The sequence below is a fragment of the Klebsiella sp. WP3-W18-ESBL-02 genome (assembly GCF_014168815.1).
Lineage (GTDB): Bacteria > Pseudomonadota > Gammaproteobacteria > Enterobacterales > Enterobacteriaceae > Kluyvera > Kluyvera ascorbata_B.
This window is the reverse complement of the sequence record NZ_AP021972.1, coordinates 3669890-3693618: the sequence shown is the minus strand read 5'-3', so window position 1 is coordinate 3693618 and position 23729 is coordinate 3669890. Positions and strand designations below refer to the sequence as shown.

At 56.1% G+C, this 23729-nt stretch carries 20 protein-coding genes and 1 tRNA gene; 10 read left to right on the top strand and 11 right to left on the bottom strand.

What is annotated here, in order from left to right; genetic code table 11:
* Nucleotides 1–59: 59 nt before the first annotated feature.
* From purK to ppiB, 4 genes are all read right to left on the bottom strand, one after another.
* On the bottom strand, nt 60–1127 hold the full coding sequence (gene purK / locus H7R56_RS17645; protein ID WP_106930509.1) for a 5-(carboxyamino)imidazole ribonucleotide synthase: 1068 nt from the start codon (nt 1125–1127) through the stop codon (nt 60–62).
* On the bottom strand, nt 1124–1633 hold the full coding sequence (purE, locus tag H7R56_RS17640; protein WP_106930507.1) for a 5-(carboxyamino)imidazole ribonucleotide mutase: 510 nt from the start codon (nt 1631–1633) through the stop codon (nt 1124–1126). Before purE ends, purK begins: the two co-directional genes overlap by 4 nt.
* Nucleotides 1634–1750: 117 nt before the next feature.
* A complete protein-coding gene (lpxH, locus tag H7R56_RS17635; protein ID WP_106930505.1) occupies nt 1751–2473 on the bottom strand; it encodes a UDP-2,3-diacylglucosamine diphosphatase in 723 nt (240 codons plus the stop codon).
* A 3-nt stretch (nt 2474–2476) separates the two neighbouring features.
* Complete coding sequence (gene ppiB / locus H7R56_RS17630; protein WP_106930503.1) at nt 2477–2971, bottom strand: peptidylprolyl isomerase B; 495 nt, start codon at nt 2969–2971, stop codon at nt 2477–2479.
* 185 nt (nt 2972–3156) lie between these two features.
* On the opposite strand from ppiB, the gene cysS reads away from it, so the two are divergent.
* The gene (cysS, locus tag H7R56_RS17625) at nt 3157–4542 is read left to right on the top strand and encodes a cysteine--tRNA ligase (RefSeq protein ID WP_106930501.1); all 1386 of its coding nucleotides are present in this window, start codon (nt 3157–3159) and stop codon (nt 4540–4542) included.
* Nucleotides 4543–4785: 243 nt separating this feature from the next.
* Here cysS and ybcJ read toward each other — a convergent pair whose 3' ends face one another.
* On the bottom strand, nt 4786–4998 hold the full coding sequence (gene ybcJ / locus H7R56_RS17620) for a ribosome-associated protein YbcJ (RefSeq protein ID WP_106930499.1): 213 nt from the start codon (nt 4996–4998) through the stop codon (nt 4786–4788).
* Between the two features lies 1 nt (nt 4999).
* Complete coding sequence (gene folD / locus H7R56_RS17615; RefSeq protein WP_106930497.1) at nt 5000–5866, bottom strand: bifunctional methylenetetrahydrofolate dehydrogenase/methenyltetrahydrofolate cyclohydrolase FolD; 867 nt, start codon at nt 5864–5866, stop codon at nt 5000–5002.
* A gap of 250 nt (nt 5867–6116) precedes the next feature.
* Here folD and H7R56_RS17610 point away from each other — a divergent pair.
* Nucleotides 6117–6193 (top strand) — tRNA-Arg (locus H7R56_RS17610).
* A gap of 94 nt (nt 6194–6287) precedes the next feature.
* On the opposite strand, the gene H7R56_RS17605 is transcribed toward H7R56_RS17610, so the two are convergent.
* Nucleotides 6288–7694 (bottom strand): DUF2235 domain-containing protein, encoded by a 1407-nt coding sequence (locus H7R56_RS17605; RefSeq protein WP_223878903.1) that lies wholly within the window; start codon nt 7692–7694, stop codon nt 6288–6290.
* An 812-nt stretch (nt 7695–8506) separates the two neighbouring features.
* Here H7R56_RS17605 and sbmC point away from each other — a divergent pair.
* Nucleotides 8507–8977 carry a DNA gyrase inhibitor SbmC gene (sbmC, locus tag H7R56_RS17600; protein WP_106924762.1) on the top strand — a complete coding sequence of 157 codons (471 nt, stop codon included), beginning with the start codon at nt 8507–8509 and terminating at the stop codon, nt 8975–8977.
* Between the two features lie 71 nt (nt 8978–9048).
* Here sbmC and H7R56_RS17595 read toward each other — a convergent pair whose 3' ends face one another.
* Nucleotides 9049–10359 carry a serine hydrolase domain-containing protein gene (locus tag H7R56_RS17595; protein ID WP_106924812.1) on the bottom strand — a complete coding sequence of 437 codons (1311 nt, stop codon included), beginning with the start codon at nt 10357–10359 and terminating at the stop codon, nt 9049–9051.
* A 140-nt stretch (nt 10360–10499) separates the two neighbouring features.
* Here H7R56_RS17595 and H7R56_RS17590 point away from each other — a divergent pair, with 140 nt between their 5' ends.
* Nucleotides 10500–11414 (top strand): LysR family transcriptional regulator, encoded by a 915-nt coding sequence (locus tag H7R56_RS17590; RefSeq protein ID WP_106924761.1) that lies wholly within the window; start codon nt 10500–10502, stop codon nt 11412–11414.
* Here the strand turns inward: H7R56_RS17590 and H7R56_RS17585 are convergent.
* Nucleotides 11370–12212, bottom strand: a complete 843-nt coding sequence (locus H7R56_RS17585; protein WP_106924811.1) for a DMT family transporter — start codon at nt 12210–12212, stop codon at nt 11370–11372. The genes H7R56_RS17590 and H7R56_RS17585 overlap by 45 nt on opposite strands.
* A 269-nt stretch (nt 12213–12481) precedes the next feature.
* Here H7R56_RS17585 and H7R56_RS17580 point away from each other — a divergent pair, with 269 nt between their 5' ends.
* The 6 genes from H7R56_RS17580 (at nt 12482) to H7R56_RS17555 (ending at nt 20889) form a co-directional block, all read left to right on the top strand.
* Complete coding sequence (locus tag H7R56_RS17580; protein ID WP_182928318.1) at nt 12482–14659, top strand: TonB-dependent receptor; 2178 nt, start codon at nt 12482–12484, stop codon at nt 14657–14659.
* A gap of 145 nt (nt 14660–14804) precedes the next feature.
* Nucleotides 14805–16196 (top strand): phenylalanine transporter, encoded by a 1392-nt coding sequence (gene pheP / locus H7R56_RS17575; RefSeq protein ID WP_106924760.1) that lies wholly within the window; start codon nt 14805–14807, stop codon nt 16194–16196.
* 200 nt (nt 16197–16396) lie between these two features.
* Entirely contained in the window at nt 16397–17638 is a 1242-nt protein-coding gene (locus H7R56_RS17570; protein WP_106924759.1) for an MFS transporter, read from the top strand.
* Nucleotides 17639–17655: 17 nt separating this feature from the next.
* On the top strand, nt 17656–18684 hold the full coding sequence (locus H7R56_RS17565; protein WP_182928317.1) for a sugar phosphate isomerase/epimerase family protein: 1029 nt from the start codon (nt 17656–17658) through the stop codon (nt 18682–18684).
* The gene (locus H7R56_RS17560; protein WP_106924757.1) at nt 18681–19832 is read left to right on the top strand and encodes a Gfo/Idh/MocA family protein; all 1152 of its coding nucleotides are present in this window, start codon (nt 18681–18683) and stop codon (nt 19830–19832) included. Before H7R56_RS17565 ends, H7R56_RS17560 begins: the two co-directional genes overlap by 4 nt.
* Nucleotides 19833–19908: 76 nt before the next feature.
* A complete protein-coding gene (locus tag H7R56_RS17555; RefSeq protein WP_106924756.1) occupies nt 19909–20889 on the top strand; it encodes a LacI family DNA-binding transcriptional regulator in 981 nt (326 codons plus the stop codon).
* Here the strand turns inward: H7R56_RS17555 and H7R56_RS17550 are convergent, their stop codons facing one another.
* Both H7R56_RS17550 and H7R56_RS17545 read right to left on the bottom strand, forming a co-directional pair.
* Nucleotides 20890–22137: a mechanosensitive ion channel family protein gene (locus H7R56_RS17550; RefSeq protein WP_106924755.1), complete on the bottom strand. Its 1248-nt coding sequence runs from the start codon at nt 22135–22137 to the stop codon at nt 20890–20892. It abuts the gene before it with no gap.
* Between the two features lie 77 nt (nt 22138–22214).
* Nucleotides 22215–23642: an MFS transporter gene (locus tag H7R56_RS17545; RefSeq protein ID WP_106924754.1), complete on the bottom strand. Its 1428-nt coding sequence runs from the start codon at nt 23640–23642 to the stop codon at nt 22215–22217.
* Nucleotides 23643–23729 lie beyond the last annotated feature (87 nt).

Below are 23729 nucleotides of genomic sequence, written 5' to 3'. Positions count from 1 at the left end.
TTTTACGCTTCAAGGAGGGGGCCGGGGAAGCGTTAGATTCTTTCCCCGGCACTAAAGGCTTACTTCAGGCGTGCTTGCGCCCAGGCAATGCCGCTGGCGTATTCGCCTGGCAGCAGCGGAACCAGCGCTTCCAGCGTTGCGCTGAGGCGGCCGGTGTCGCTGTCGCTGAGGTTAAGGTGGCCCACTTTACGACCCGGGCGAACCTCTTTGTCGTACCAGTGCAGATGCACCAGCGGCAGCTTCAGCCAGTCATAGTTGAGATCGGTACCAATCAGGTTAACCATCACCGACGGGCTGTTGACCACCGGCGGCGGCAGCGGCAGATCGGTAATGGCGCGCAGGTGCAGTTCGAACTGGCTAATCGACGCGCCGTTCTGCGTCCAGTGGCCGCTGTTGTGCACGCGCGGCGCCAGTTCGTTAATCAGCAGCCCGCCCGGCGTGATAAAACACTCCATGGCCATCACGCCGACGTAGTTCAGCGCTTGCATAATGGCGCTGAGCATGGCTTCTGCCTGCGCCTGCTGTTGGGCATCGGCCTGCGGGAAGGCAACGCTCATGCGCAGAATACCGTCCTGATGCAGGTTGTGGGTCAACGGATAAAATACGGTGCTGCCGTCGCGCGCGCGGGCGCCCACCAGCGACACTTCGCCGGAGAAATTAATCCCCTGCTCGACGATGCATTCGCCATAGCACTCTTCCGGCAGCTGCGCGGTATCGTCTTTGCGCAGGCGCCACTGGCCGCGGCCGTCGTAGCCGCCGGTGCGGCGCTTGACGATCGCCAGCTCGCCCAGACGGTCAAATACGGCCGGCCACTCTTGCTCGCTGGCCAGCAGTTGCCACGGGGCGGTGGCCAGGCCGAGCTTATCGAAGAGCTGCTTTTGCGTCAGACGGTCGGCGATAATCGGGAAGACGTCGCGGTTTACAAAAGCGGTATGCTCGGCCAGCTCGCGGGTCAGGGCGGTTTCCGGCCAGCGTTCAATTTCAGCGGTAATCACGCTCTGCTGGAACGGCACGGCGGCCGGGTCAGCTTCTAGTCCTACCGGCCAGACGGCAATGCCCAGCGGTTCACCGGCCTGACGCAGCATACGGCCAAGCTGGCCGTTGCCCAGTACGCAGACCTGCTTCATGCGGCACCTCGCGGGTCCGGGTTTTCCAGAACGTCATCGGTTTGTGCTTGGCGCCACTCGGCCAGACGCTGATGCAACTGCGCATCGTGCTGAGCCAGAATCTGTGCGGCCAGCAGCGCGGCGTTGGCGGCGCCGGCTTTACCAATCGCCAGCGTCCCTACCGGGATCCCGCGCGGCATCTGTACGATAGAGTAGAGACTATCGACGCCGCTTAATGCCGCGCTCTGTACCGGCACGCCCAGCACCGGTACCAGCGTTTTGGCGGCAATCATTCCGGGTAAGTGCGCTGCACCGCCGGCTCCGGCAATAATCACCTGGTAGCCGTTCTCTTCCGCTGTTTCGGCAAAACTGAACAGCTTATCGGGCGTGCGGTGGGCGGAAACCACTTCAACATGGTGAGGAACATTCAGAATATCAAGGATTTCTGCGGCGAACTGCATGGTAGCCCAGTCGCTTTTGGACCCCATCACGATGGCGATACGTGCCGGATTATTGCGGGAAGACATGCGTCTGAAAACTCCTGTGGGTGTGCTGCACACGACTTAGAGGCCACAGAGAATACCACGGAAAATGGGCAAGGAAAACGGTTGCGTCGCCGTGAAATGGCGTATTCAGACGGAAATTTAAAACGCGAAAGGAATCAGCTCAACGTCGTCCTGGGTCACTTTGACCATCGAGCCGTTGCTGTGCCATGCTCCGAGCACCACGCGGTGCGCCAGCGCGCCGTTGGCGTTGAGCTCATGGATAGCCGGACGATGCGTATGACCGTGAATCAGCCACTGCACCTGATGTTTTTCCATCACCGCGACGACGGCATTCTGGTTTACATCCATGATGTCCATCGACTTGTGGCTATTGGCGGCTTTGCTGTCGTGACGCATTTTCTGCGCAATACGGCGGCGAATAAACAGCGGCAGGGCGAGGAACAGCCTTTGAATCCAAGGAGTATGTACTTTTGCGCGGAAGGCCAGATAGCCGGGATCGTCGGTACAAAGCGTGTCGCCGTGCATAATCAGCAGCCGGCGGCCATAGAGATCGAGCACCTGTTCTTCGGGCAGCAGCAGCATACCGCTCTCGCGGGCAAAGCGTTTGCCTATCAGGAAGTCACGATTGCCGTGAATAAAGAAACAGGGTACGCCAGCGTCAACCAGCGATTTAATGGCCGCAGCCATTTCACGGTGCAGCGGATTCGGATCGTCATCGCCAATCCACGCCTCGAACAGGTCGCCTAAGATATACAGTGCGTCGGCCTGGCGAGCTTCACCGCGTAAAAAACGCAGAAAACCGGCGGTAATCGCCGGTTCTTCTGTTTGCAGGTGCAAATCTGCGATAAAAAGTGTCGCCACTAATTACTCGCTGACGGTCACGCTGGTGATCACAACGTCTTCTTTCGGAACGTCCTGATGCATACCGCTGCGGCCGGTGGAAACGCCTTTGATCTTGTCAACAACGTCCATACCTTCAACCACTTCAGCAAACACGCAGTAGCCCCAACCCTGCAGGCTTTCGCCGGAGAAGTTCAGGAAGTCGTTGTCGGCAACGTTAATGAAGAACTGGGCGGTGGCGGAGTGCGGAGCCTGAGTACGCGCCATGGCCAGCGTACCACGGGTGTTTTTCAGACCGTTGTTCGCTTCGTTCTTGATCGCTTCTTTGGTGGTTTTCTGCTTCATGCCCGGCTCGAAGCCGCCGCCCTGAATCATGAATCCGTTGATAACACGGTGGAAGATGGTGTTGTCGTAGAAACCTTCGCGGCAGTAATCCAGGAAGTTTTTAACTGTTTCCGGCGCTTTGTCGTCGAAAGTTTTGATAACGATGTCGCCGTGATTAGTGTGGAAAGTAACCATTTCTGCATCCTGTTCCGTTTATTGTGGTGCTTTCGCCCGACGGTGGGCGGCATATAGGCGTCTGTTATAGCATAAGCCGGGACATCGATCACCTTGCATTGTGTGCTGCTTCCGGGTTGAATTACGGGTAGAATATACCGTTTCAGGCGTATGCCCGGTTCACACACGTAAACATGGAATTCTCGATGCTAAAAATCTTCAATACAATGACCCGCCAAAAAGAGGAATTTAAGCCTATTCACGCCGGTGAAGTCGGCATGTACGTGTGTGGTATCACCGTTTACGATCTCTGTCATATCGGCCATGGCCGCACCTTCGTCTCCTTCGACGTCGTCGCGCGTTACCTGCGTTTCCTCGGTTATAAGCTGAAGTATGTGCGTAACATCACCGATATTGACGACAAAATTATCAAACGTGCCAATGAAAACGGCGAAAGCTTTGTTGCGCTGGTGGATCGCATGATTGCCGAAATGCACAAAGACTTCGACGCGCTGAACATTCTGCGTCCGGATCAGGAGCCACGTGCGACCCACCACATTCACGAGATTATTGAAATCACCGAACAGCTGATCGCCAAAGGCCACGCCTACGTGGCGGATAACGGCGATGTGATGTTCTCGGTGCCCACCGATCCCAACTACGGCAAGCTGTCGCGTCAGGATCTGGACCAGCTTCAGGCGGGCGCGCGCGTTGACGTGGTGGACGTGAAGCGCAACCCGATGGACTTCGTGCTGTGGAAAATGTCTAAAGAGGGTGAGCCGAGCTGGCCATCGCCGTGGGGCGCTGGGCGTCCGGGCTGGCACATTGAATGTTCGGCCATGAACTGCAAGCAGCTGGGCAACCATTTCGATATTCACGGCGGCGGCTCTGATCTGATGTTCCCGCACCATGAAAACGAAATTGCCCAGTCTACCTGTGCGCACGACGGCGAGTACGTCAACTACTGGATGCACTCCGGTATGGTGATGGTTGATCGTGAGAAAATGTCCAAATCGCTGGGCAACTTCTTTACCGTGCGCGACGTGCTGAAGTACTACGATGCGGAGACGATTCGCTACTTCCTGATGTCCGGTCACTACCGTAGTCAGCTGAACTACAGCGAAGAGAACCTGAAGCAGGCGCGTTCGGCGCTGGAACGTCTGTACACCGCTCTGCGCGGCACCGATAAATCCGTCGCAGCGGCGGGCGGCGAGGCGTTTGAAGCACGCTTTATTGAAGCCATGGACGACGATTTCAACACACCGGAAGCCTATTCCGTCCTGTTTGATATGGCGCGTGAAGTAAACCGCCTGAAAACGGAAGATGCGCATGCGGCCAACGCGCTGGCGTCGCATATGCGTAAGCTCGCCTCTGTGCTGGGGCTGCTGGAGCAGGAACCGGAAGCCTTCCTGCAAAGCGGTGCGCAGGCTGACGACGGTGAAGTTGCGGAAATTGAAGCGTTAATTCAGCAGCGTCTGGATGCGCGTAAGGCGAAGGACTGGGCGGCGGCCGATGCCGCGCGTGACCGTCTCAACGAGATGGGCATCGTGCTGGAAGATGGCCCGCAGGGCACCACCTGGCGCCGTAAGTAATCTGGTCGGCCCCGCCGCGCGAATAGCGTGCGGTGGGGCCGTGCTTCATGCTCCCCCCTCCACGACTCCACCACATTCCTCTGATATCACCATCCGCTCCCCGTAAGGCGTGCGAACGCGCAAAGGGCGGCTATTTCATCGATAACGTGCAGGGGAGTACCGCTGCGCGCAGCAGGGGAGAGTCTGAATGGGGGGAGAGAAATAAACCCGGCGTTGCAGCGCTCGGCCGGGTGACTGGCGGGATTATGCGGTAACGGTGATGCTCTGGCCTTCAAAACTCACCGTTTGACCGGCGATAATTTTGCAGCGTTTGCGGGTTTCGACCGCACCGTCCACTTTGACCAGACCGTCGGCGATGGCGATTTTCGCCTGTGCGCCGCTTTCGCTCCAGCCTTCCAGCTTCAGTAAGTCACAGAGTTCCACATGCGGATGCTTACCCAAAGAAAATGTTGCCATCTTATGCCTTCTCCACGTCGTGATACTCTTCACAAGCCTGTAAGGTGTTTTCAATCAGGGTGGCAACGGTCATTGGACCGACGCCGCCCGGTACCGGGGTGATGTAGGATGCGCGCGCGGCGGCATCTTCAAACACCACGTCGCCGACAACTTTACCGCTTTCGAGACGATTAATCCCGACATCAATGACGATTGCGCCTTCTTTAATCCATTCACCCGGAATAAAGCCCGGCTTGCCGACCGCGACGATCAGCAGATCGGCGTGCTCGACGTGATGGCGCAGGTTTTTGGTGAAGCGGTGGGTGACGGTCGTGGTGCAGCCAGCCAGCAGCAGCTCCATGCTCATCGGGCGACCGACGATATTGGACGCGCCGATCACGACCGCATTGAGGCCGTAGGTGTCGATGTTATAGCGCTCCAGCAGCGTCACGATACCGCGTGGGGTGCACGGGCGCAGGCGCGGCGCGCGCTGGCACAGGCGGCCAACGTTGTACGGATGGAAGCCATCGACGTCTTTGTCCGGCGCAATGCGCTCGAGGACTTTCACGTTATCAATGCCCGCAGGCAGCGGAAGCTGCACCAGGATGCCATCGATAGTGGCGTCGGCGTTCAGGGTATCAATCAGCGCCAGCAGCTCAGCTTCGGACGTGGTTTCCGACAGATCGTAAGAGCGGGAGACGAACCCCACCTCTTCGCAGGCTTTGCGCTTGCTGCCGACATAAATTTGCGAAGCCGGGTTGCTGCCAACCAGCACAACGGCGAGCCCAGGGGCGCGTTTTCCTGCGGCAACGCGCGCCTTCACTTTTTCCGCAACCTCAGAGCGCACCTGCTGCGCAATCGTTTTACCGTCAATAATCTTTGCTGCCATCAGGGAAACTTTTCCATCTGTCATATACGAAGGGGGGATGCACATATTTTGTCAGATGCGAGGCTTGCTGTCAGGTATCGTTTGCGAGTTTTCATCGGAAAGTCGTTTTGTTGAAGACTTGAGCGATAGTTGGTCGTACTTTGTCCATCGTCGCTGGCGGCGCAGGTTTCGTTAGAAAATGGATTGACTCATCGGACTGTGACCGTATAATTCCACGCGTTTCACCCCCTCGAAGTGTCCACTTCTCAGTGCGCCCTTAGCTCAGTTGGATAGAGCAACGACCTTCTAAGTCGTGGGTCGCAGGTTCGAATCCTGCAGGGCGCGCCATTTAATTTCAATAGCTTACGCTTCTTTTGCTTCCTCCTGATATTCACTGCTTTAACATTAACAGGATTTCAAGGTGTCATGAATTACTGAGCCACTACAGCCGTCCATCATATAGAATTCTCGTTTCTATCGGCGATCGCAGCGTTCCGTCAGGCTGCTTATGGCAACTCTTTATCGACGGCGTAAAGATCCTAGGCTCGCCGATAAACCCAGGCTTGGATTCTGCTAGTTTATCATCTATCCAGATGGCGAGATTCGCCATGTTTCCCTCTACTATGAAGGTGATAGTCAGTTCGGATCCCTTCGGCTCATCGCTGATCTGTTTCAGTACATTCGGTTCAAGCAATAAGCTACTACCGCCCCCTAATTGGCTGAAGCGATACTTCAACCGAATGGCATCACCTTTCGGGGTAAACGTCACAGATGCTGCGTCAATACTCTTGCCGACACTCAGCAATTCAAGTTTGTTAGCCGTTTTCCTTAATTGCATTCGGGCAAACAACGCCTGTGTACTATGGGTAAATATATTGATTCCGCGTGCGGCATTGGCTATGTACATCGCCTGAAGACGATCTGCAATCATCGCCCGCTCTTCAGGCGTTAGCGGAGAGGCCGGTTTAGTAATATCATTGCGACTGACATGATTGACCTGAGTCGGATCGAGGCTGCCAAAGAGTTTATCCAGTAATCCACGAGAATCATGCTTCCCTGCCAGTAGCGGATCCTCGTCGTTCTCCCAGCAGTTGTTCCCACTTAATCCCATGGCATACAAAAATTGTTCCGTTAGTTGGATATAAATATCGCTGATTCCCTTAGGGTAGGATGCACCGATGTCAGAATGGGCTCCTGGCAAGCGGATCAGATTGATGCGATGGGGTATCGGTTGGAAACGCCATAGGGGTGGTAGAGGGGTCGGGTCGCTATCGATTATCGGCGCAAAAGTTTGGTTACGGGTTTCATTTGTCGCATAGAAGTGCACCAGATAATCCACGGACGACGGGATGTTCAGCATCAGAGTATGACTCTGCGCGGTGGCTACGGTATCGTAAAGCAGCGCATAAAATCTTGGGCCGGTGCTAGCAGCGGACCTTTCAGCCGTGCCAAATTGCATCGGCCACTGCTGCGTCACTAAATTCATAAAATGCCGCGCTGTTGCCGCCCCCCGACTGAATCCTGTGACAAATACACGAATATCGGTGTTGGGATTATCCAACAGCCATTTGCTTGCTTGCGCGAAAAATTCGCGCTTTGCCTGCTCGGCAACGTCAAAACTACTGGAACCCGAGATCCCGTCAAGATAATCGATACCACTGCCTTGCATGCCAACGCCACGATAATAACGATCAGCATTCACTTGCCGGGCAATTCTTGCCACCAGCGTCTCACGTTCATCTAAGGGTATCCGATCGCGATCGTTAAAGGTACCATCAAACGCCACCTTATAAATCTTGACTGGGCGATGCCCAATTGGGTACGTGATCAATGGCGCATCTATCGGCATAGCTAAAGCCTTCTCTATATCCTCCTGATCAGTGGCGCGTACTGGAACTGACCTATTACCAGAAATTAGGCTTGTACAGGCACTGAGTACAATGCAACACAGTGCCGCTATGATGAGTTTGCAGACCCGATATATTAGAGTGTTATTCATATTATTCATCCTGATGATAAAAAATCGGGTACTGCCTCTGTGCCTATATGGCCCAAAGAAAATTTAATGCCAGAATAAGGGGGCAGATTGAGTAAATATTCCTATATCTCATTGATATATTAAGTCATGTTTTATGTCGTCGGAAGAATAAAAATTATCTATGGAAAAACCATAGTATTTAAAAGCAGCTGCAGTCAGGCTGTACGCCTCTCTAAAGTTGCTGTACTGCCCGACGATGTGAAGTAGCTCGATAGGTTAGGTGGTTATGCACGGCCTGCAGGTTTGATATCAGTAACGAACAATCTACGGGAGTTTGATCATGTATCTGGACTATGAGTGGGGCAATGTGTCAGCCTATAGTCCATATTCAGCCCTCTCCCAAATCAGGATATAATCCACCCTCCATTGCGGATAACCCGCAAAAAATCCAGCCAGAAAGGTTTGGAGGCCTCAACGTTTTTCGGACTGGTGAAAATCATTTTATTTCAATATAGATACGTGGTTAATTCGAATTCTGCAGGGGCCATTTATCCTTTTTTTCTTCCGTCCTACGCGTATTGGCAAGAGTGCGAATCTGCTCACATATTGTTCGCTGTGTGATTGTCTGTATCCGAAAACAGTGATTATACTGTATGTAATTACAGTGTCTTAACGGAGGCGGTATGGAATACGAAGTGAAGCAGGCTGCAGCACGTAAAATTGCTGGTTTTCATATGGTTGGCCCCTGGGAGCAGACGGTTAAACAAGGCTTTGAGCAACTGATGATGTGGGTCGAAGGTAAACAGATCCCCGCACAAGAGTGGCTGGCGGTTTACTACGATAATCCCGACGACGTCCCGCCGGAGAAGTTGCGCTGTGATACCGCCGTCACGGTACCTGAGGGTTTTGTTATTCCGCCAAACAGCGAAGGCGTGATGATGACCGAGGTTGACGGCGGCCTGTATGCGGTGGCGCGCGCCCGCGTTATCGATCACGACTTCTCTACGCCCTGGTATCAGTTCTTTAATAGCCTGGCGCAAGATGAGGCGCATACCATGGCGCCAAAACCGTGCTTTGAGCTTTACCTGAACAACGGTGCGCAAGACGGTTACTGGGATATTGAAATGTATGTCGCGGTAGTGCCGAAGGCGTAATAAAAAACGCCAGAGCGCATGAGCGACTCTGGCGTTTAGTGCGCTGGCGGACATACGCCGTTGTCGGGATCTTAACGGAGCGCGTGGGCGATCGCGCTGAACATCAGCGAAGCCTCAAGCGGCTGAGCGCTGAAGGACGGTTCTGCCTGCGGCCACGTTGACCACTGAACGATCACCAGATTCTCCGCGCGGTTTACCATAATCATTTGCCCATAAATTCCCAGCGCCCACATAGAGCCTTTGAGAGACGTTTTTGCCGCAGGAACAACGTCGCGAGCATTAGCGGGAACTTCATTGTTCCACCATTGGTAGCCATAGATTCCCTGCGGATGTGCGGCGGAAACGGAGCCTTTTGCGGTCGTCCAGGCGGCGGAGTCCGAGACCCAGTTTTCCGGCAGTATCTGTTTGCCGTCAGGCAGGCGGCCGTTGTGTAACACGAATTCACCAAAGCGTCCCCAGTCTTCCAGCGTAGCGTTAAAGCCATGCGCGCCAACGTTGTGCTGACCTTTGGCATAAGCGTGCCATACGCCATCATTTGCCATACCGTACGGTTGCCAGATGCTTTTCTCAAGGTAGGCCGCGAGCGTCATACCGGTAGCACGTTCCAGCACGTCGCCCAGGAGCCAGGCACCGCCGGATGAGTACGACCAGACTTCACCCGCCGGATGCGCGCGCTTCAACCCGGAGACCAGCTTGCGTACGCAATCATAGGTGCCTGGATGCGCCTCGCACTGCGTCAACTGAGCGAAATCAGACTGTGGATTGGTGTAATCCTCATTCCATGCGACCCCGGAGGTATGCTGGATCAGCTGCTTCAGAGTGACACCCTCCCAGGCGGTCCCCTTTAAGTCAGGCTCATACCGTGTGACCAGATCGTTCAACGAATGAATTTTGCCTTCCTTCAGCGCAACCCCAACCAGCGTTGAAACCACCGATTTGCCCACTGAACGCGAAGTCCACAGGGTGCTATCCGTATTGCCTTCGCCTAAATATTTCCAGGCTATCTTGCCGTCTTTCAGGACCAGCATGCCGCTCACATTCTGTCGTTTAATGTAATCCTGCAAATTCCATGTTTGCCCCTTCAACTGGTAAGTGGCTTGGGTGAGCGGTTGGTTTGCCATTTGCAGGGGGGTTGCATGACCGTGGTGGAAAACATCGCCCGCGTAGTTGCGATAATCGTTACGAAAGCCGATGACGCGCTCGGCCTGATCCCAGGTGAGCATCTTTTGCGTATCCGGCAGTTGAGCGTCAAACGGTGCCGGGCAGCGGGTTAATTCCGTCCCTTCGCAGGCGGCCATGGCCGGGGCGCAAAAGAAGGCTCCGGCAACCAGACCGGCCAGCAGACAATATTGTGCAGGTGAAGATTTTTGTTTTTGATTCATAGCGTTCTCGATTTTCGTTATACCCATAGACAGGTCACCGCGCAGAGAGGTGATACGGATGCAGTATAAAAATCGGCGGACTATAATAAAAAACGCAATATGGGGGGAAAACCCCACCATAAGAGCTTAAGGAGAGAGGTGTGCCGTCATTGTCGTATTCACTTGCCCAGCTTGAAGCCTTCACCGCCGTTGCCGAATATGGCAGCCTCGTCAAGGCGGCTATCAGGCTCGGAAAAGACCGCACGACGCTACGCGATTTGATCGATCTTCTTGAGGATGGCCTGGGCTATGAACTGTTTGTTCGTCAGGGACGGTCGCTGCAGCTTACGCCTGAAGGCGAGCTGCTTCATCGTCAGGCCCATCTGCTGATTCGCCAGGCGCGGGCATTTGAGCAGTTTGCGCATCAGGTACCGGCCACCGATGTTCAGTCGCTTGAGGTCATGTACGATCCCTTCACCCCGCGCGCCTTTCTGCGGGCACTGATTGCGCAGATGGCCAAACGCAACGTGCGCTTGAGTCTGACCTGTACAACGCGTGAGCAAGGGGAGAGCGCGTTAGCAGCTGGGCAGGCCGATTTGGGTTTTTTTCAGGCCCATAATCGCAGCCTTGGTAATGAAATGGAGTGGCGCGCGCTCGGCAGCGTTGAGATGAATTTCTACGCCTCGCAGAGGCGTTTTGCCGATGTAGTGCTGCCCTGTTCACTGCTTGACCTGTCGCTTATTCCGCAGATCGTGATGCACCCGGCGAGCGACATACCGGTGTCCCGTCGGCTGCAAATTGCGGGAAGCGTGATTTTTAGCAATGAGCGGGAAATGGTACGCAGTCTGATAGAGGCGGGATGCGGATGGGGATTTTTACCCACGCATTTTCATGCATCGCAATGGGCCGGAGTCTCCGTCGTGCCTACGGTGGTGGGCAACGAGGGTATCAGCCAGACGATGGTGGTTATCTGGCGTCCCGGCAGCGATAAACGCCCTATCATCGAAGAGGCGCTTGCTCATCTGCCCACGCTATGGCGTGAAGCCTCTGCCTCGTCGGTCGGCGGCAATCACTAGCCCGATCCCGGACAGGGTCAGTGCGATAGCCACCAGCATCCGCGTATCGAGCGTTTCGCCCATGAAGATAAGGCCACCCAGCGCCGCGAGGCAGGGAACGCTCAACTGGAGCGTGCTGGCAGTGGTTGGGCTCAGTCGCGGTAGGATGGAATACCATAGCAGGTAGGCACCGCCAGACATCAGCGCCCCCGACGTGACGGCCAGCAGCAGCCCCGCCGCATCGGCGTGGATGGGCACGCCGCTCAGCACGAGCGCGACCAGCGCCATCGGTACGGCCAGCGTAAAATTGCCTGCCGTGGCCGCCGCCGCGTTCTGGACCTTTTTGCCGGTAATACAGTAGGCCGCCCAGGCCGCGCCGGAGATCATCATCAGCAACGCCGCCCCGCCGGAAGGATGACCCGCGCCCGGCAAGAGCAGCAACGCCAGCCCGGCCATTGCCCCCAGCATGCCCACGCTTTTGAGCCACGTCAGCCGTTCTCCACGCATCAGCCCCCAGCCGGTCATCACGCACTGCACCGTGCCGAAGAGTAACAACGCGCCGGCGGCGGTCGTTAATGACAGATAGGCCAGTGAAAAGGCGAAAACGTAAAGGGCCAGCAGCGCCGCGTTCAGGCCATTGAACTCTGGTTTTTTGGGGATGCCGGACAGTCGTAGAAAAAGCAGCAGCGCGACCGCGCCGCTGATCAGGCGGAGGGCGCTGAAAGAGACGGCGTCCATATGCATACCTTTTAGCGCCAGCCGACAGAGCAGGGAGTTGGCGGCAAAGGCGGCCATGGTGAGCAGAATCTTGGGGAGCACGGAGAATTCCTCGTCAAACGGTTCGCTGATTATGCACGAAGCCGTCGCACGTCGCGCCATCGTTCTTAGATGACAACCTGTTTTGAGTCACGTCTATTGACACTTGATTACGCAAAGATAATGAGTATAGTTCTCGTTCTCTTTTTTATTCACCGGTATGGTGCGGCAAACTCGGCAATCGATGAGGGTAGCTTACGGGGGCGCTGAAGCATGAGATCACGCTAAACCTGCTGTCGCCATCGGTGATTTTTGATTCCGGGAATGCTTATATGAAAACCAAACTCTCCGCGCTGGCTCTGGCGATAAGCGCCGTTATGCCCGCCGCACAGGCTGATGATGCGGCAACGGCCAAAAAACAGCCTGAAACGATGATTGTTCAGGGTGTCGATGGCGGCGACTTTAAGGCCGGTGGTGAACAACTGGTGCCCGCCTACCTTGATGGGCAGGTGGCTCATGGTGGGCGCGTGGGGATGCTGGGCGAGCAGAAAGCGATGGACGTCCCGTTCAACGTTATCGGCTATACCTCGAAGCTGGTGCAGGATCAGCAGGCGAAAACCATCGCTGATGTGGTGAAAAACGACGCTGGCGTACAGGCAGTACAAGGCTACGGCAACTTTGCTGAAACCTATCGCATCCGCGGCTTTAAGCTCGATGGCGACGACATGACCATGGGCGGTCTCCCTGGTGTAGTACCACGTCAGGTAGTGGATACTCAAATGCTGGAGCGTATTGAGGTCTTCAAAGGGGCGAATGCGCTGGTGAACGGCGCTGCAAGTTCCGGCGTGGGCGGCATGATTAACCTTGAACCGAAACGCGCTGAAGATATCCCAACGACGCGTATTGGCGTGGATTACACCAGCGATTCTCAGGTGGGTGGTTCGCTGGATGTTGGCCGTCGCTTCGGTGATGACAATCAGTTCGGCGTGCGCGTCAACGTGCTGCACCGTGAAGGGGAAGGCCGTATCGATAACGATAATCGCCGCACTACGCTGGCTTCGTTGGGTCTGGATTACCGTGGCGATCGCTTCCGTTCATCCTTCGATTTTGGCTACCAGAAAAAGACCTTCCACGGCGGTGAGATGGGCATAGGCTTCGCGGCGATTAGCGAAGTGCCGAAAGTCCCGGACAACAGCAAAAATACCGGACAGAAGTGGGGCTACAGCGATATCGAAAATGAATTCGGTATGGCCAAAGCGGAATACGATCTGAACGACAGCTGGACCACCTACGCGGGGTTAGGCGCGCAGCATGCGCACGAGCAGGGGATCTATGGCGCACCGAAGCTGACCAACATCAACGGCGATGCCACCATCGGGCGTCTGGATACTAACCGTATTATCGATAGCTTCAGTGGTATGGGGGGCATTCGCGGTCGCTTTAACACTGGCGTGGTGTCACACAATGTTAACGTTGGCTATTCCGCGCAGATCCGCAGCGATGCCACCGCCTGGCGTATGTCGAACAGTAAAGCCAACCCGGTCGTTAATATTTACAACAACCATGATGTGAGCATGCCAGCGTACGCATCGGTGGGCGGTAACTATCACGATCCGCTGGTGACTGCGCGTAACCGTACTCAGGGCTGGCTGTTCAGCGATACCGTCGGATTCTTTGACGATACGCTGCTATTTACCGCCGCGGCGCGCAATCAGAAGGTGGTGATTCGTAACTACAGCAACGAGACGGGCCTGGAGACCACCTCCTCCAGCTTTACCGAAAGTCGCTGGATGCCCACTTTTGGCCTGGTCTACAAGCCGTGGCAAACGGTGTCGCTGTATGCCAACCACACGGAAGCCCTTCAGCCGGCGGACAATGCGCCGAAAACGGCAAAAAACTATGGTCAGAGCATTGGGATCGCGCACTCCAAACAGGATGAAGTGGGCGTTAAGATTGACTACGCCCGCGTCGGCGGGTCGCTGTCGCTGTTCCAGATTACCAAACCGTCCGGGGTTCTGGATAACGACGGCTACTACCGCATGGATGGTGAACAGCGCAACCGGGGCCTTGAGCTGAACGTCTTCGGCGAGCCGGTACTCGGCCTGCGCCTGAACGGCAGTACGCTGTGGATCGATCCTGAAATGACCAAAACCAAAGGCGGCCTGAACGATGGCAACGATGCGATCGGCGTGTCCCGCTTCTATGCGGTGCTGGGTGCAGAGTATGACATTAAACCGGTTGACGGTCTGACGGCCACCGCGCGCGTCAACTATACCGGTTCTCAGTATGCTGATAGTGCCAACACCAAAAAACTCGACAGCTACACTACGCTGGATTTAGGGATGCGCTATCGCATGCACCTCAACCAGGAACAAAACGATTTGGTGTGGCGCGTGGGTGTGACCAACGTGACCAATGAAAAATACTGGTCCGGGGTCGACGACACCGGTGTTTACCTCTATCAGGGGGAGCCGCGTACGCTGAAAGTCGCAGTCAGCTACGACTTCTAAGTCATTGCAAAAATAAGGTTATTGCCCCGGAACGCTCGTCCTTCCGGGGCTTTTTGTTTCCGTCGTCCGGGTACTGATTGCCTTGCGGCAAGCCGCGCTAAGTGTTAAAAGGTGCCCCTTCCTATAAAAGCTACAGGGGTTAGACGTGAAAAACGCGTCCTCAGCATCCAGCCAGAATCAACCGGATGCTTCGTCGGAGCAGGGGCCGACGCTTCACCGCGGGTTACAAAACCGCCATATCCAGCTTATCGCCCTCGGGGGCGCCATCGGTACCGGCCTGTTCCTTGGCATCGGCCCAGCCATTCAGATGGCAGGCCCGGCGGTGGTACTGGGTTACGCCATTGCCGGTATTATCGCTTTTCTGATCATGCGCCAGCTCGGCGAAATGGTGGTGGAAGAGCCGGTATCCGGCTCGTTTGCGCATTTTGCCTATAAATACTGGGGGCCGTTCGCTGGTTTTGTTTCCGGCTGGAACTACTGGGTGATGTTCGTGCTGGTAGGCATGGCCGAGCTGACCGCCGCCGGGATCTATATGCAATACTGGCTGCCGGACGTGCCGACCTGGATCTGGGCGGCGGGGTTCTTCATCCTGATTAATGCCGTCAATCTGGTCAACGTGCGCCTGTACGGCGAAACCGAATTCTGGTTTGCGCTGATTAAAGTGCTGGCGATTATTGGCATGATCGGCTTTGGGATCTGGATGCTGGCCACCGGACGCGGCGGCGATCATGCCAGCATTGACAACCTCTGGCGCGACGGCGGTTTCCTCGCCACCGGCTGGAAGGGGCTGATTCTGTCGCTGGCGGTCATTATGTTCTCTTTCGGCGGTCTGGAGCTTATTGGTATCACGGCGGCGGAAGCGCGCAGCCCGGAAACCACTATTCCAAAAGCGGTCAACCAGGTGGTGTACCGTATCCTGCTGTTTTATATCGGCTCGCTGATTGTACTGCTGGCGCTGTATCCGTGGCAGGGCATCAAGTCAGATAGCAGCCCGTTCGTAATGATTTTTCACAATCTTGACAGTAACGTGGTGGCTTCTGCGCTGAATTTCGTCATTCTGGTGGCCTCGCTGTCGGTGTACAACAGCGGCGTTTACTCAAACAGTCGCATGCTGTTCGGCCTTTCCGTGCAGGGCAACGCGCCGCGTTTCCTGACCCGGGTCAGCCGCCGCGGCGTGCCGGTTAACTCGCTGCTGCTGTCGGGCGCGATCACCTCGCTGGTGGTGCTGGTTAACTATCTGCTGCCGCAGAAAGCCTTTGGCCTGCTGATGGCGCTGGTGGTCGCAACGCTGCTGCTGAACTGGATAATGATCTGCATGGCGCACCTCAAGTTCCGCTCGGCGATGCGCCGTAAAGGACGCGAGCCGAAGTTCAAAGCGCTGCTGGCTCCGGCCAGTAACTACGTTTGCATTGCGTTCCTGCTGATGATTCTGGTGCTGATGTGCACGATGGACGGTATGCGCTTGTCGGCGATTCTGCTGCCGGTGTGGGTGCTGTTCCTGTTTGTCGCGTTTAAAACGCTGCGCCGTAAGGCGTGATCGCTTAATCAGAAGGCGGCGCACTGAGCCGCCTTCTGCCGCACTCTGCGCGTCTTTTGCGCATTCTGTTTAAATTTCCCGCTGCTCGTTTATCGTGACCGTTCTCGCAAAACCGAACTGACACGCGCGATCTTATTTTTGTAATCGATTACTTTTCACGTGAGCTGTATTTGTAATCGATTACTTTTGAGGGTGAGAACATGGTGTCTACAACGGAAAGTCGTGAACGTAGCGGCGTACAGCACCGGCTGTTAGTGCCGCGCCTGTCGCTTATGATGTTTATGCAGTTTTTTATCTGGGGAAGCTGGTCGGTCACGCTCGGGCTGGTCATGACCCAGTACAACATGTCGCTGTTGATTGGTGATGCTTTTTCTGCGGGGCCGATTGCCTCGATTCTATCGCCGTTCGTTCTGGGGATGCTGGTTGATCGCTTTTTTGCTTCGCAGAAGGTCATGGCGGTCATGCACCTGCTGGGTGCGGCGATTCTGTGGTTCGTACCGCAGGCGCTGGTGGCGCAAAATGGCGCGATGCTGATAGCGCTGCTGTTTGGCTACACGCTTTGCTATATGCCGACGCTGGCGCTGACGAACAATATTGCGTTCCACAGTCTGAGCAATATCGACAAAACGTTCCCGGTGGTGCGCGTATTCGGCACCATTGGCTGGATTATCGCCGGTATTTTTATTGGCGTGACCGGTATTTCGGATACCACCGGCATCTTTACGCTGGCGGCGCTGTGTTCGGTCGTACTGGCGGTGTATAGCCTGACGCTGCCGCACACGCCAGCCCCGGCAAAAGGGCAGCCGCTCAAGCTGCGCGATCTGTTCTGTGCCGACGCTTTTGCGCTGCTGAAAACCCGTCACTTCCTGGTATTTGCGGTCTGCGCCACGCTGATCTCGGTACCGCTAGGCACCTACTACGCCTATACCGCCTCGTTCCTGGCCGATGCGGGCGTCGCGGATGTCAGTACCGCGATGTCCTTCGGCCAGATGTCAGAAATTATTTTCATGCTGATTATCCCGCTGTTGTTCCGGCGTCTTGGCGTGAAGTACATGCTGCTGATTGGCATGCTGGCGTGGTTCGTGCGCTACATGTTCTTTGCGCTGGGCATCAATGAAGAAACGCGCTTCCTGCTGTATCTCGGCATTCTGCTGCACGGTGTGTGCTACGACTTCTTCTTCGTGGTGGGCTTTATCTATACCGACCGCGTGGCGGGCGAAAAGGTCAAAGGGCAGGCGCAAAGCATGGTGGTGATGTTTACCTACGGTATCGGCATGTTGCTCGGATCGCAGATTTCCGGCGCGCTGTATAACCATCTGGTGGCCGGGCAAACCGTTCCGACGGCCTGGGTGAGTTTCTGGTGGATTCCCGCCGTCGCAGCGGTGGTTATCGCATTGATTTTCCTTGTCTCGTTTAAATACAACGAGCAAGAGCAGGCGTGAATTTTTAAGGAGAGGGTATGAAAACTATCAAGGGACCGGGCATTTTTCTGGCGCAGTTTATCAGCGGTCAGCCGCCGTTTAATACGCTGGACGGGCTGGCGGAGTGGGCGGCGGGGCTGGGCTTTAAAGCGCTACAGCTACCGTGCAACCACCCGACGATATTCGACCTGACGCAGGCGGCGGCGAGCCAAACCTATTGTGATGATATCGCCGGGCGGTTAGCGGAACGCGGGCTGGCTATCAGCGAACTGTCAACGCATCAGAAAGGGCAGCTTGTCGCCGTTAACCCAGCCTACGACAGCGCTTTTGATGCTTTTGCTCCGGCGGCGCTGCGCGGCGATCCGACGGCGCGGCAGCAGTGGGCGGTCGCCAGCGTTAAAATGGCGGCGCAGGCTTCGGCGCGCCTGGGTCTGAAGGCGCATGCGACTTTCTCCGGTGCGCTGGCCTGGCCCTATTTTTATCCGTGGCCGCCGCACAATGCGGCGCTGCTGGATGAGGCGTTTAAGGCGCTGGCAAGCCGCTGGCGGCCAATTCTCGACTGCTTTGATGAGCACGGCGTCGATCTGTGTTACGAGATCCACCCCGGTGAGGATCTGCATGACGGCGTGACCTTCGAGCGTTTTTTGCAGCAGGTGGGGAATCACCCACGCTGCCATATGCTGTATGACCCTAGCCATCTGCATTTGCAGCATATTGATTATCTTAGCTATATCGATATTTACCATTCGCGCATTCGCGCTTTTCACGTTAAAGACGCCGAGTTTCAGCGCAACGGGCGTAGCGGCGTTTACGGTGGCTATCAGAACTGGGCGCAGCGCGCCGGGCGTTTTCGCTCGTTGGGCGACGGCGATATTGATTTCAAGAAGATATTCAGCAAATTAACCCAGTACGACTTTGACGGCTGGGCGGTGATGGAGTGGGAGTGCTGCCTCAAGGATGCGCAAACCGGCGCACGCGAAGGCAGTGAATTTATTCAGCGGCATATCATCCCCGTCTCCGCGCGGGCGTTTGATGACTTTGCCGCCGGTAGCGAGGTTCGTGGATGATTCAGGTTGGTATAGTGGGTTCAGGTTTTATTGGCCCGGCGCATATTGAAGCGCTGAGGCGACTGGGGGATGTTGAGGTGGTGGCGCTGTGCGATGCTTCGCTGGAGCAGGCGCAGGCAAAGGCGCGGCAGCTCAATATTCCATCCGCCTACGGTGATGTCGAGGCGCTGCTGGCGCATCCTGGGCTACAGGTGGTGCATAACTGTACGCCTAATTTTCTGCACGCCTCGGTCAACCGGCAGATTTTACGTGCGGGGAAACATGTCTTCTCTGAGAAACCGCTGTGCATGACGCCGGAGGAGGCGCGCGAGTTGGAACAAATGGCGCAGGATGCGGGCGTGGTCCACGGCGTCAGCTTCGTCTATCGCCAGTTTGCGATGGTACAGCAGGCGGCCAGTATGATGCGTGCAGGCCAGACCGGCCGTCTGTTTTCAGCCTACGGCGGCTATCATCAGGACTGGATGCTGCTAGAACACGACTTTAACTGGCGAGTCGATGCGGAGCAGGGAGGCGTATCGCGCGCGGTGGCCGACATCGGATCGCACTGGTGTGACACGGTGCAGTTTGTTACCGGACGGCGAATTGTGGAAGTGATGGCCGATCTGGCTATCGTCTGGCCGACGCGCAAGGCCAGCCCTGACGCTCAGGCAACGTTTAGCGAACGCGGCGAAGCGCTGGCGTATCGCGATGTCCCGGTCACGACGGAGGATGCCGGCTCGGTTTTGTTCCGCTTCGATGACGGCAGCAAGGGCTGTTTTAGCGTCTCGCAGGTCAGCGCCGGGCGTAAAAATCGTCTGTATTTTGATATTAACGCCAGCGCCTGTTCGCTTGCCTGGGATCAGGAAACGCCGCAACAGCTGTGGATTGGTCAGCGTAGCCAGCCCAACCAACTGCTGAGCGATGACCCCGGGCTGCTGAACGGCGACGTGGCCGGGCAGGCACACTTCCCCGGCGGTCATAGTGAAGGCTGGCCTGACGCGTTTAAAAATATGATGGGGTATTTCTACCGTGCCGTGCAGAGTGGGAAAATGCCAGCCGCCGCTGAACGCCGTTTTGCCTCGTTCAGTGAAGGGGCGAATGTGATGTATATTGTTGATGCTATTGTGAAAAGCCATCAGCAGAGACGCTGGATACACGTTGAACAATAACCCTGTGCCCGGTACGCCGGGCACGTTTTTTGTGGTAGCCTGCACGCAAAGCGTTAACTGCAGGGAATGGCGTTGTATGTCAATTCAGAAAATCGCTCAGCTGGCGGGCGTTTCGGTAGCGACCGTGTCGCGCGTGCTGAACAACAGCGAAACGGTGAAGGCGAAAAACCGCGAGCGTGTTCTTCAGGCCATTAAAGAGAGCAACTACCAGCCTAACCTGCTGGCACGACAGCTACGCACGGCGCGTAGCTCAATGATTCTGGTGATGGTATCGAACATCGCCAACCCGTTCTGCGCCGAGGTGGTGAAGGGCATCGAAGAAGCGGCGGAAAAGAACGGTTACCGTATTCTGCTGTGCAACTCCGGTTCGGATATTGAGCGTTCGAAATCCGGCCTGCGTCTGCTGACCGGCAAAATGGTCGACGGTATTATCACTATGGATGCGTTTACCCGCCTGCCGGAGCTGACGACCGTGATTGGCGACGCGCCGTGGGTTCAGTGCGCCGAGTACGCTGATGCGGGCGACGTTTCCTGCGTGGGGATCGACGACGTCAAGGCTGCCGAACATGCGGTGGGCTATCTGGCGGCGCTCGGGCGTCGGCACATTGCGCTTATCAACCATGACCTCAACTACAAATATGCGCGCCTGCGTGAACAGGGCTATAAGAACGTGCTGGCGCGGGAAAGCCTGGCGTACCAACCGGTAGAATACGCCAGCGACCTTAGCGCCGCTGCGGGCAAGGCGGCGATGAAAAAGCTGCTGGCGATGAACCCGCGTCCTGATGCCGTGTTTGCGGTATCCGACGCGCTGGCGGCGGGAGCCCTGCGCGCCGTGGAGCAGGCGGGGCTGCGCGTGCCGCAGGATATTGCGGTGGTGGGTTTTGACGGTACGGAGCTGGCCGAAATGGTGTCACCGCAGCTGACGACCGTGGAGCAGCCGTCGCGTGAGATTGGCGCCCACGCCGTCGCGCTGCTGCTCAACAAAATCGAAAACCCCGACGCCCGTCCAGAACGAACCATGCTGGACTGGCGCTTTATTTCACGCGCCAGCGCCTGATTATTGCTGCCCCATCGCGCCTGCCAGGGCGCGAATATCGTTACCGGTCGGCGACTGATGAATCCGTAAGCCAAACTCTTCGACCACGGCGAAAATATGGTCAAAAATATCGGCCTGGATGCTTTCATATTCCGCCCACACTACGGTATTGGTGAAGGCGTATATCTCAATCGGTAAACCGTTATTATCCGGTGCCAGCTGGCGAACCATTAGCGTCATATCTTTGCGAATGCGCGGATGGTTACGCAGATATTCATTGAGGTAGGCACGGAAGGTACCAATATTGGTCATCTTGCGCAGGTTCAGCACAGAGCCATCGCCGCCGTGCTCCTGATTCCACAGGCTAATTTCCTCATGACGCGAGTCCATATACGGTTTTAGCAGGCGTGCCTGAATTAACCGCTGTTGCTCTTGCTCGTCAAGAAAATGCACGCTAGTGGTATCAACATTAATGCTGCGCTTAATGCGACGGCCGCCCGAAGCCGACATGCCGCTCCAGTTTTTGAATGAGTCAGAGACCAGCGACCAGGTGGGGATGGTGGTAATGGTATTATCCCAGTTCCGCACTTTGACGGTAGTTAAACCAATATCGGTTACCGCGCCGTCGGCCCCGTATTTCGGCATCTCCAGCCAGTCGCCGAGCTTCAGCATGTCGTTTGCAGAAAGCTGAATTCCCGCCACCAGACCGAGAATCGGATCCTTAAATACCAGCATTAATACCGCCGCCATTGCCCCGAGGCCGCTGATTAAAATAGCCGGCGATTGCCCCAGCAGTAGCGAAATCATCAGAATGCCAATCAGGATCGCGCTGACCAGCTTAACGCCCTGGAATATCCCCTTCAGCGGTAGCTGCGAAGAGAACGACAGCTTCTGTGACAGGTTAAAAATAACGTCCAGCAGCGAGAAGAACGACAGCAGCGCATAAAGCATCACCCACAGCTGGGCGGCGGTGGTTAATATTTGCGCCGCATCGCTGCCTTTTTGCAGCCACAGTACGGCCTGCACGTTGACGATAATCCCCTGCAGGGTAAACGCCAGCCGGTGGAAAAGTTTATTCTGCGTAATAATTTGCAGCCATAAATGGCTGCTGGCCTGCGCGCGTTTTTCAAAGGTGCGTAGCACCACCCGATGGAGTATCAGATGGACAATGATGGCAGTGAGAAAAATAATACCAAAAATGATGAACAATGAATTGGTATGGTTTATTTCAATGCCCATCTCTTCTATCTGTGTAATCAGTTCCTGCATAACATCTCCTGTATAGCCAGCTAATTATAATGGCTGCGATGGCTATATTATGCAAACGGCTATACAGGAACTTAAGGTTACGACGTTGCCAGCGCCGGACGGTGGTTTAAATGATGGCGCAGACAGATAGCGATGACCGCAAGCGCCAGCATCATCACCGCTTCTACGCCGAGAAAGCCGATCATCGCATCGGTATAGCTGCCGCGGTGGCTATGCATGAGCGCCAGCAGCAATGAACCAAACACCGCGGGACCGAGGCCCAGCGTGGCCTGCTGTAGCGTGCTTAGCAACGCACTGCCGGCGCCCGCGTCGTTGGCGGTGATGTCGCGCATTCCTACCCGATAGAAGCAGTTCACGATCAGCGCCTGACCGTAGCCAATCAGCGCCGTCGACGGCGCCAGCGCCAGAGCGGTTGTCGCATGCGCAAAATGATGGAAGGTTGCCATCAGCAGCAGCAGACCGCTTATCTGTATGGCCAGACCCGCAAGCAGAATCCGCCCCATGCTGTGGCGAGTAATCAGCTTAGGCGCATACAGCGCCGAGACGAAATAGGCTACGCCCAGCGCCACAAAGCTGTTACCCGATTGCCATGGCGCCATGCCCAGACCAGACTGCATGGTGAGCGCCATGCAGAACATAAAGCCGGACCAGGCGCTGAAAAACAGCAGGGCGATCGCCATACCAAAGCGGACGCTGGCGAGCTGGAGCAGACGCGGGGGCAGCAGAGGATGCTCGCCGCGTCGCTGTTGACGTAGCGCGCTGGCACGCATCCACCACAGCAGCGGAATAATCGCCAGTAGCATCAGGCGCAGCGGCCACGGCCAGCGGAGTTCCGGCCCCAGCGCCATCGGGAACAGCAGACAGCACAAAATCAGTCCAAGGCTAAAAGTGCCCTGCCAGTCGATTCGGGTATGCTCATCGCGGCGGGTTTCCGGCACGTAGCGGCGGCTATAGGCCAGCACCAGCAGGCCTATCGGCACGTTGATAAAAAAAGCATTACGCCAGCCGAGCCCGGCAATATCCGCGGAAACCAGCCAGCCGCCGCACATCTGCCCGACGATAAACGAAATGCCGCCAATGCCGCCGTACAGGCTGATGGCGCGAGCGTGGGCGCTCCCTTTCAGCGTCACGTGCAGCGTGGCGAGAATTTGCGGCACGATGAGCGCTGCCCCTGCGCCCTGTAAGGTGCGGGCGGCCAGCAGGGCGGTGATTGAGTTCGCGAGCCCGCACAGTAAGGACGCGAAGCTAAAAATTGCCACGCCCCACATAAACAGACGGCGGCGGCCATAGTTGTCGCCAAGTTTACTGCCCATCGCCAGGCAGACGGCGAACGCCACGCCGTACAGTGCGACGATCAGCTCCAGTTGGGTGGGGCTGGCGTGCAGTGATGCGGTGATGGAGTCGAGGGCGACGTTGGTGATCGAGGTGTCGATCTGGGGCAACATCAGGCCGGTTAACAACAGGAAAAGTCCCGCGCGACCGGGGGAAACAGCAGACGTTTTCATGGTAGCTCCATTGCGTCGTTCAGCGAATGGACGTAGCATCGCTGATTCAATAAACGGGTACCAGTTCCTGGTTATACGGGTATTGGC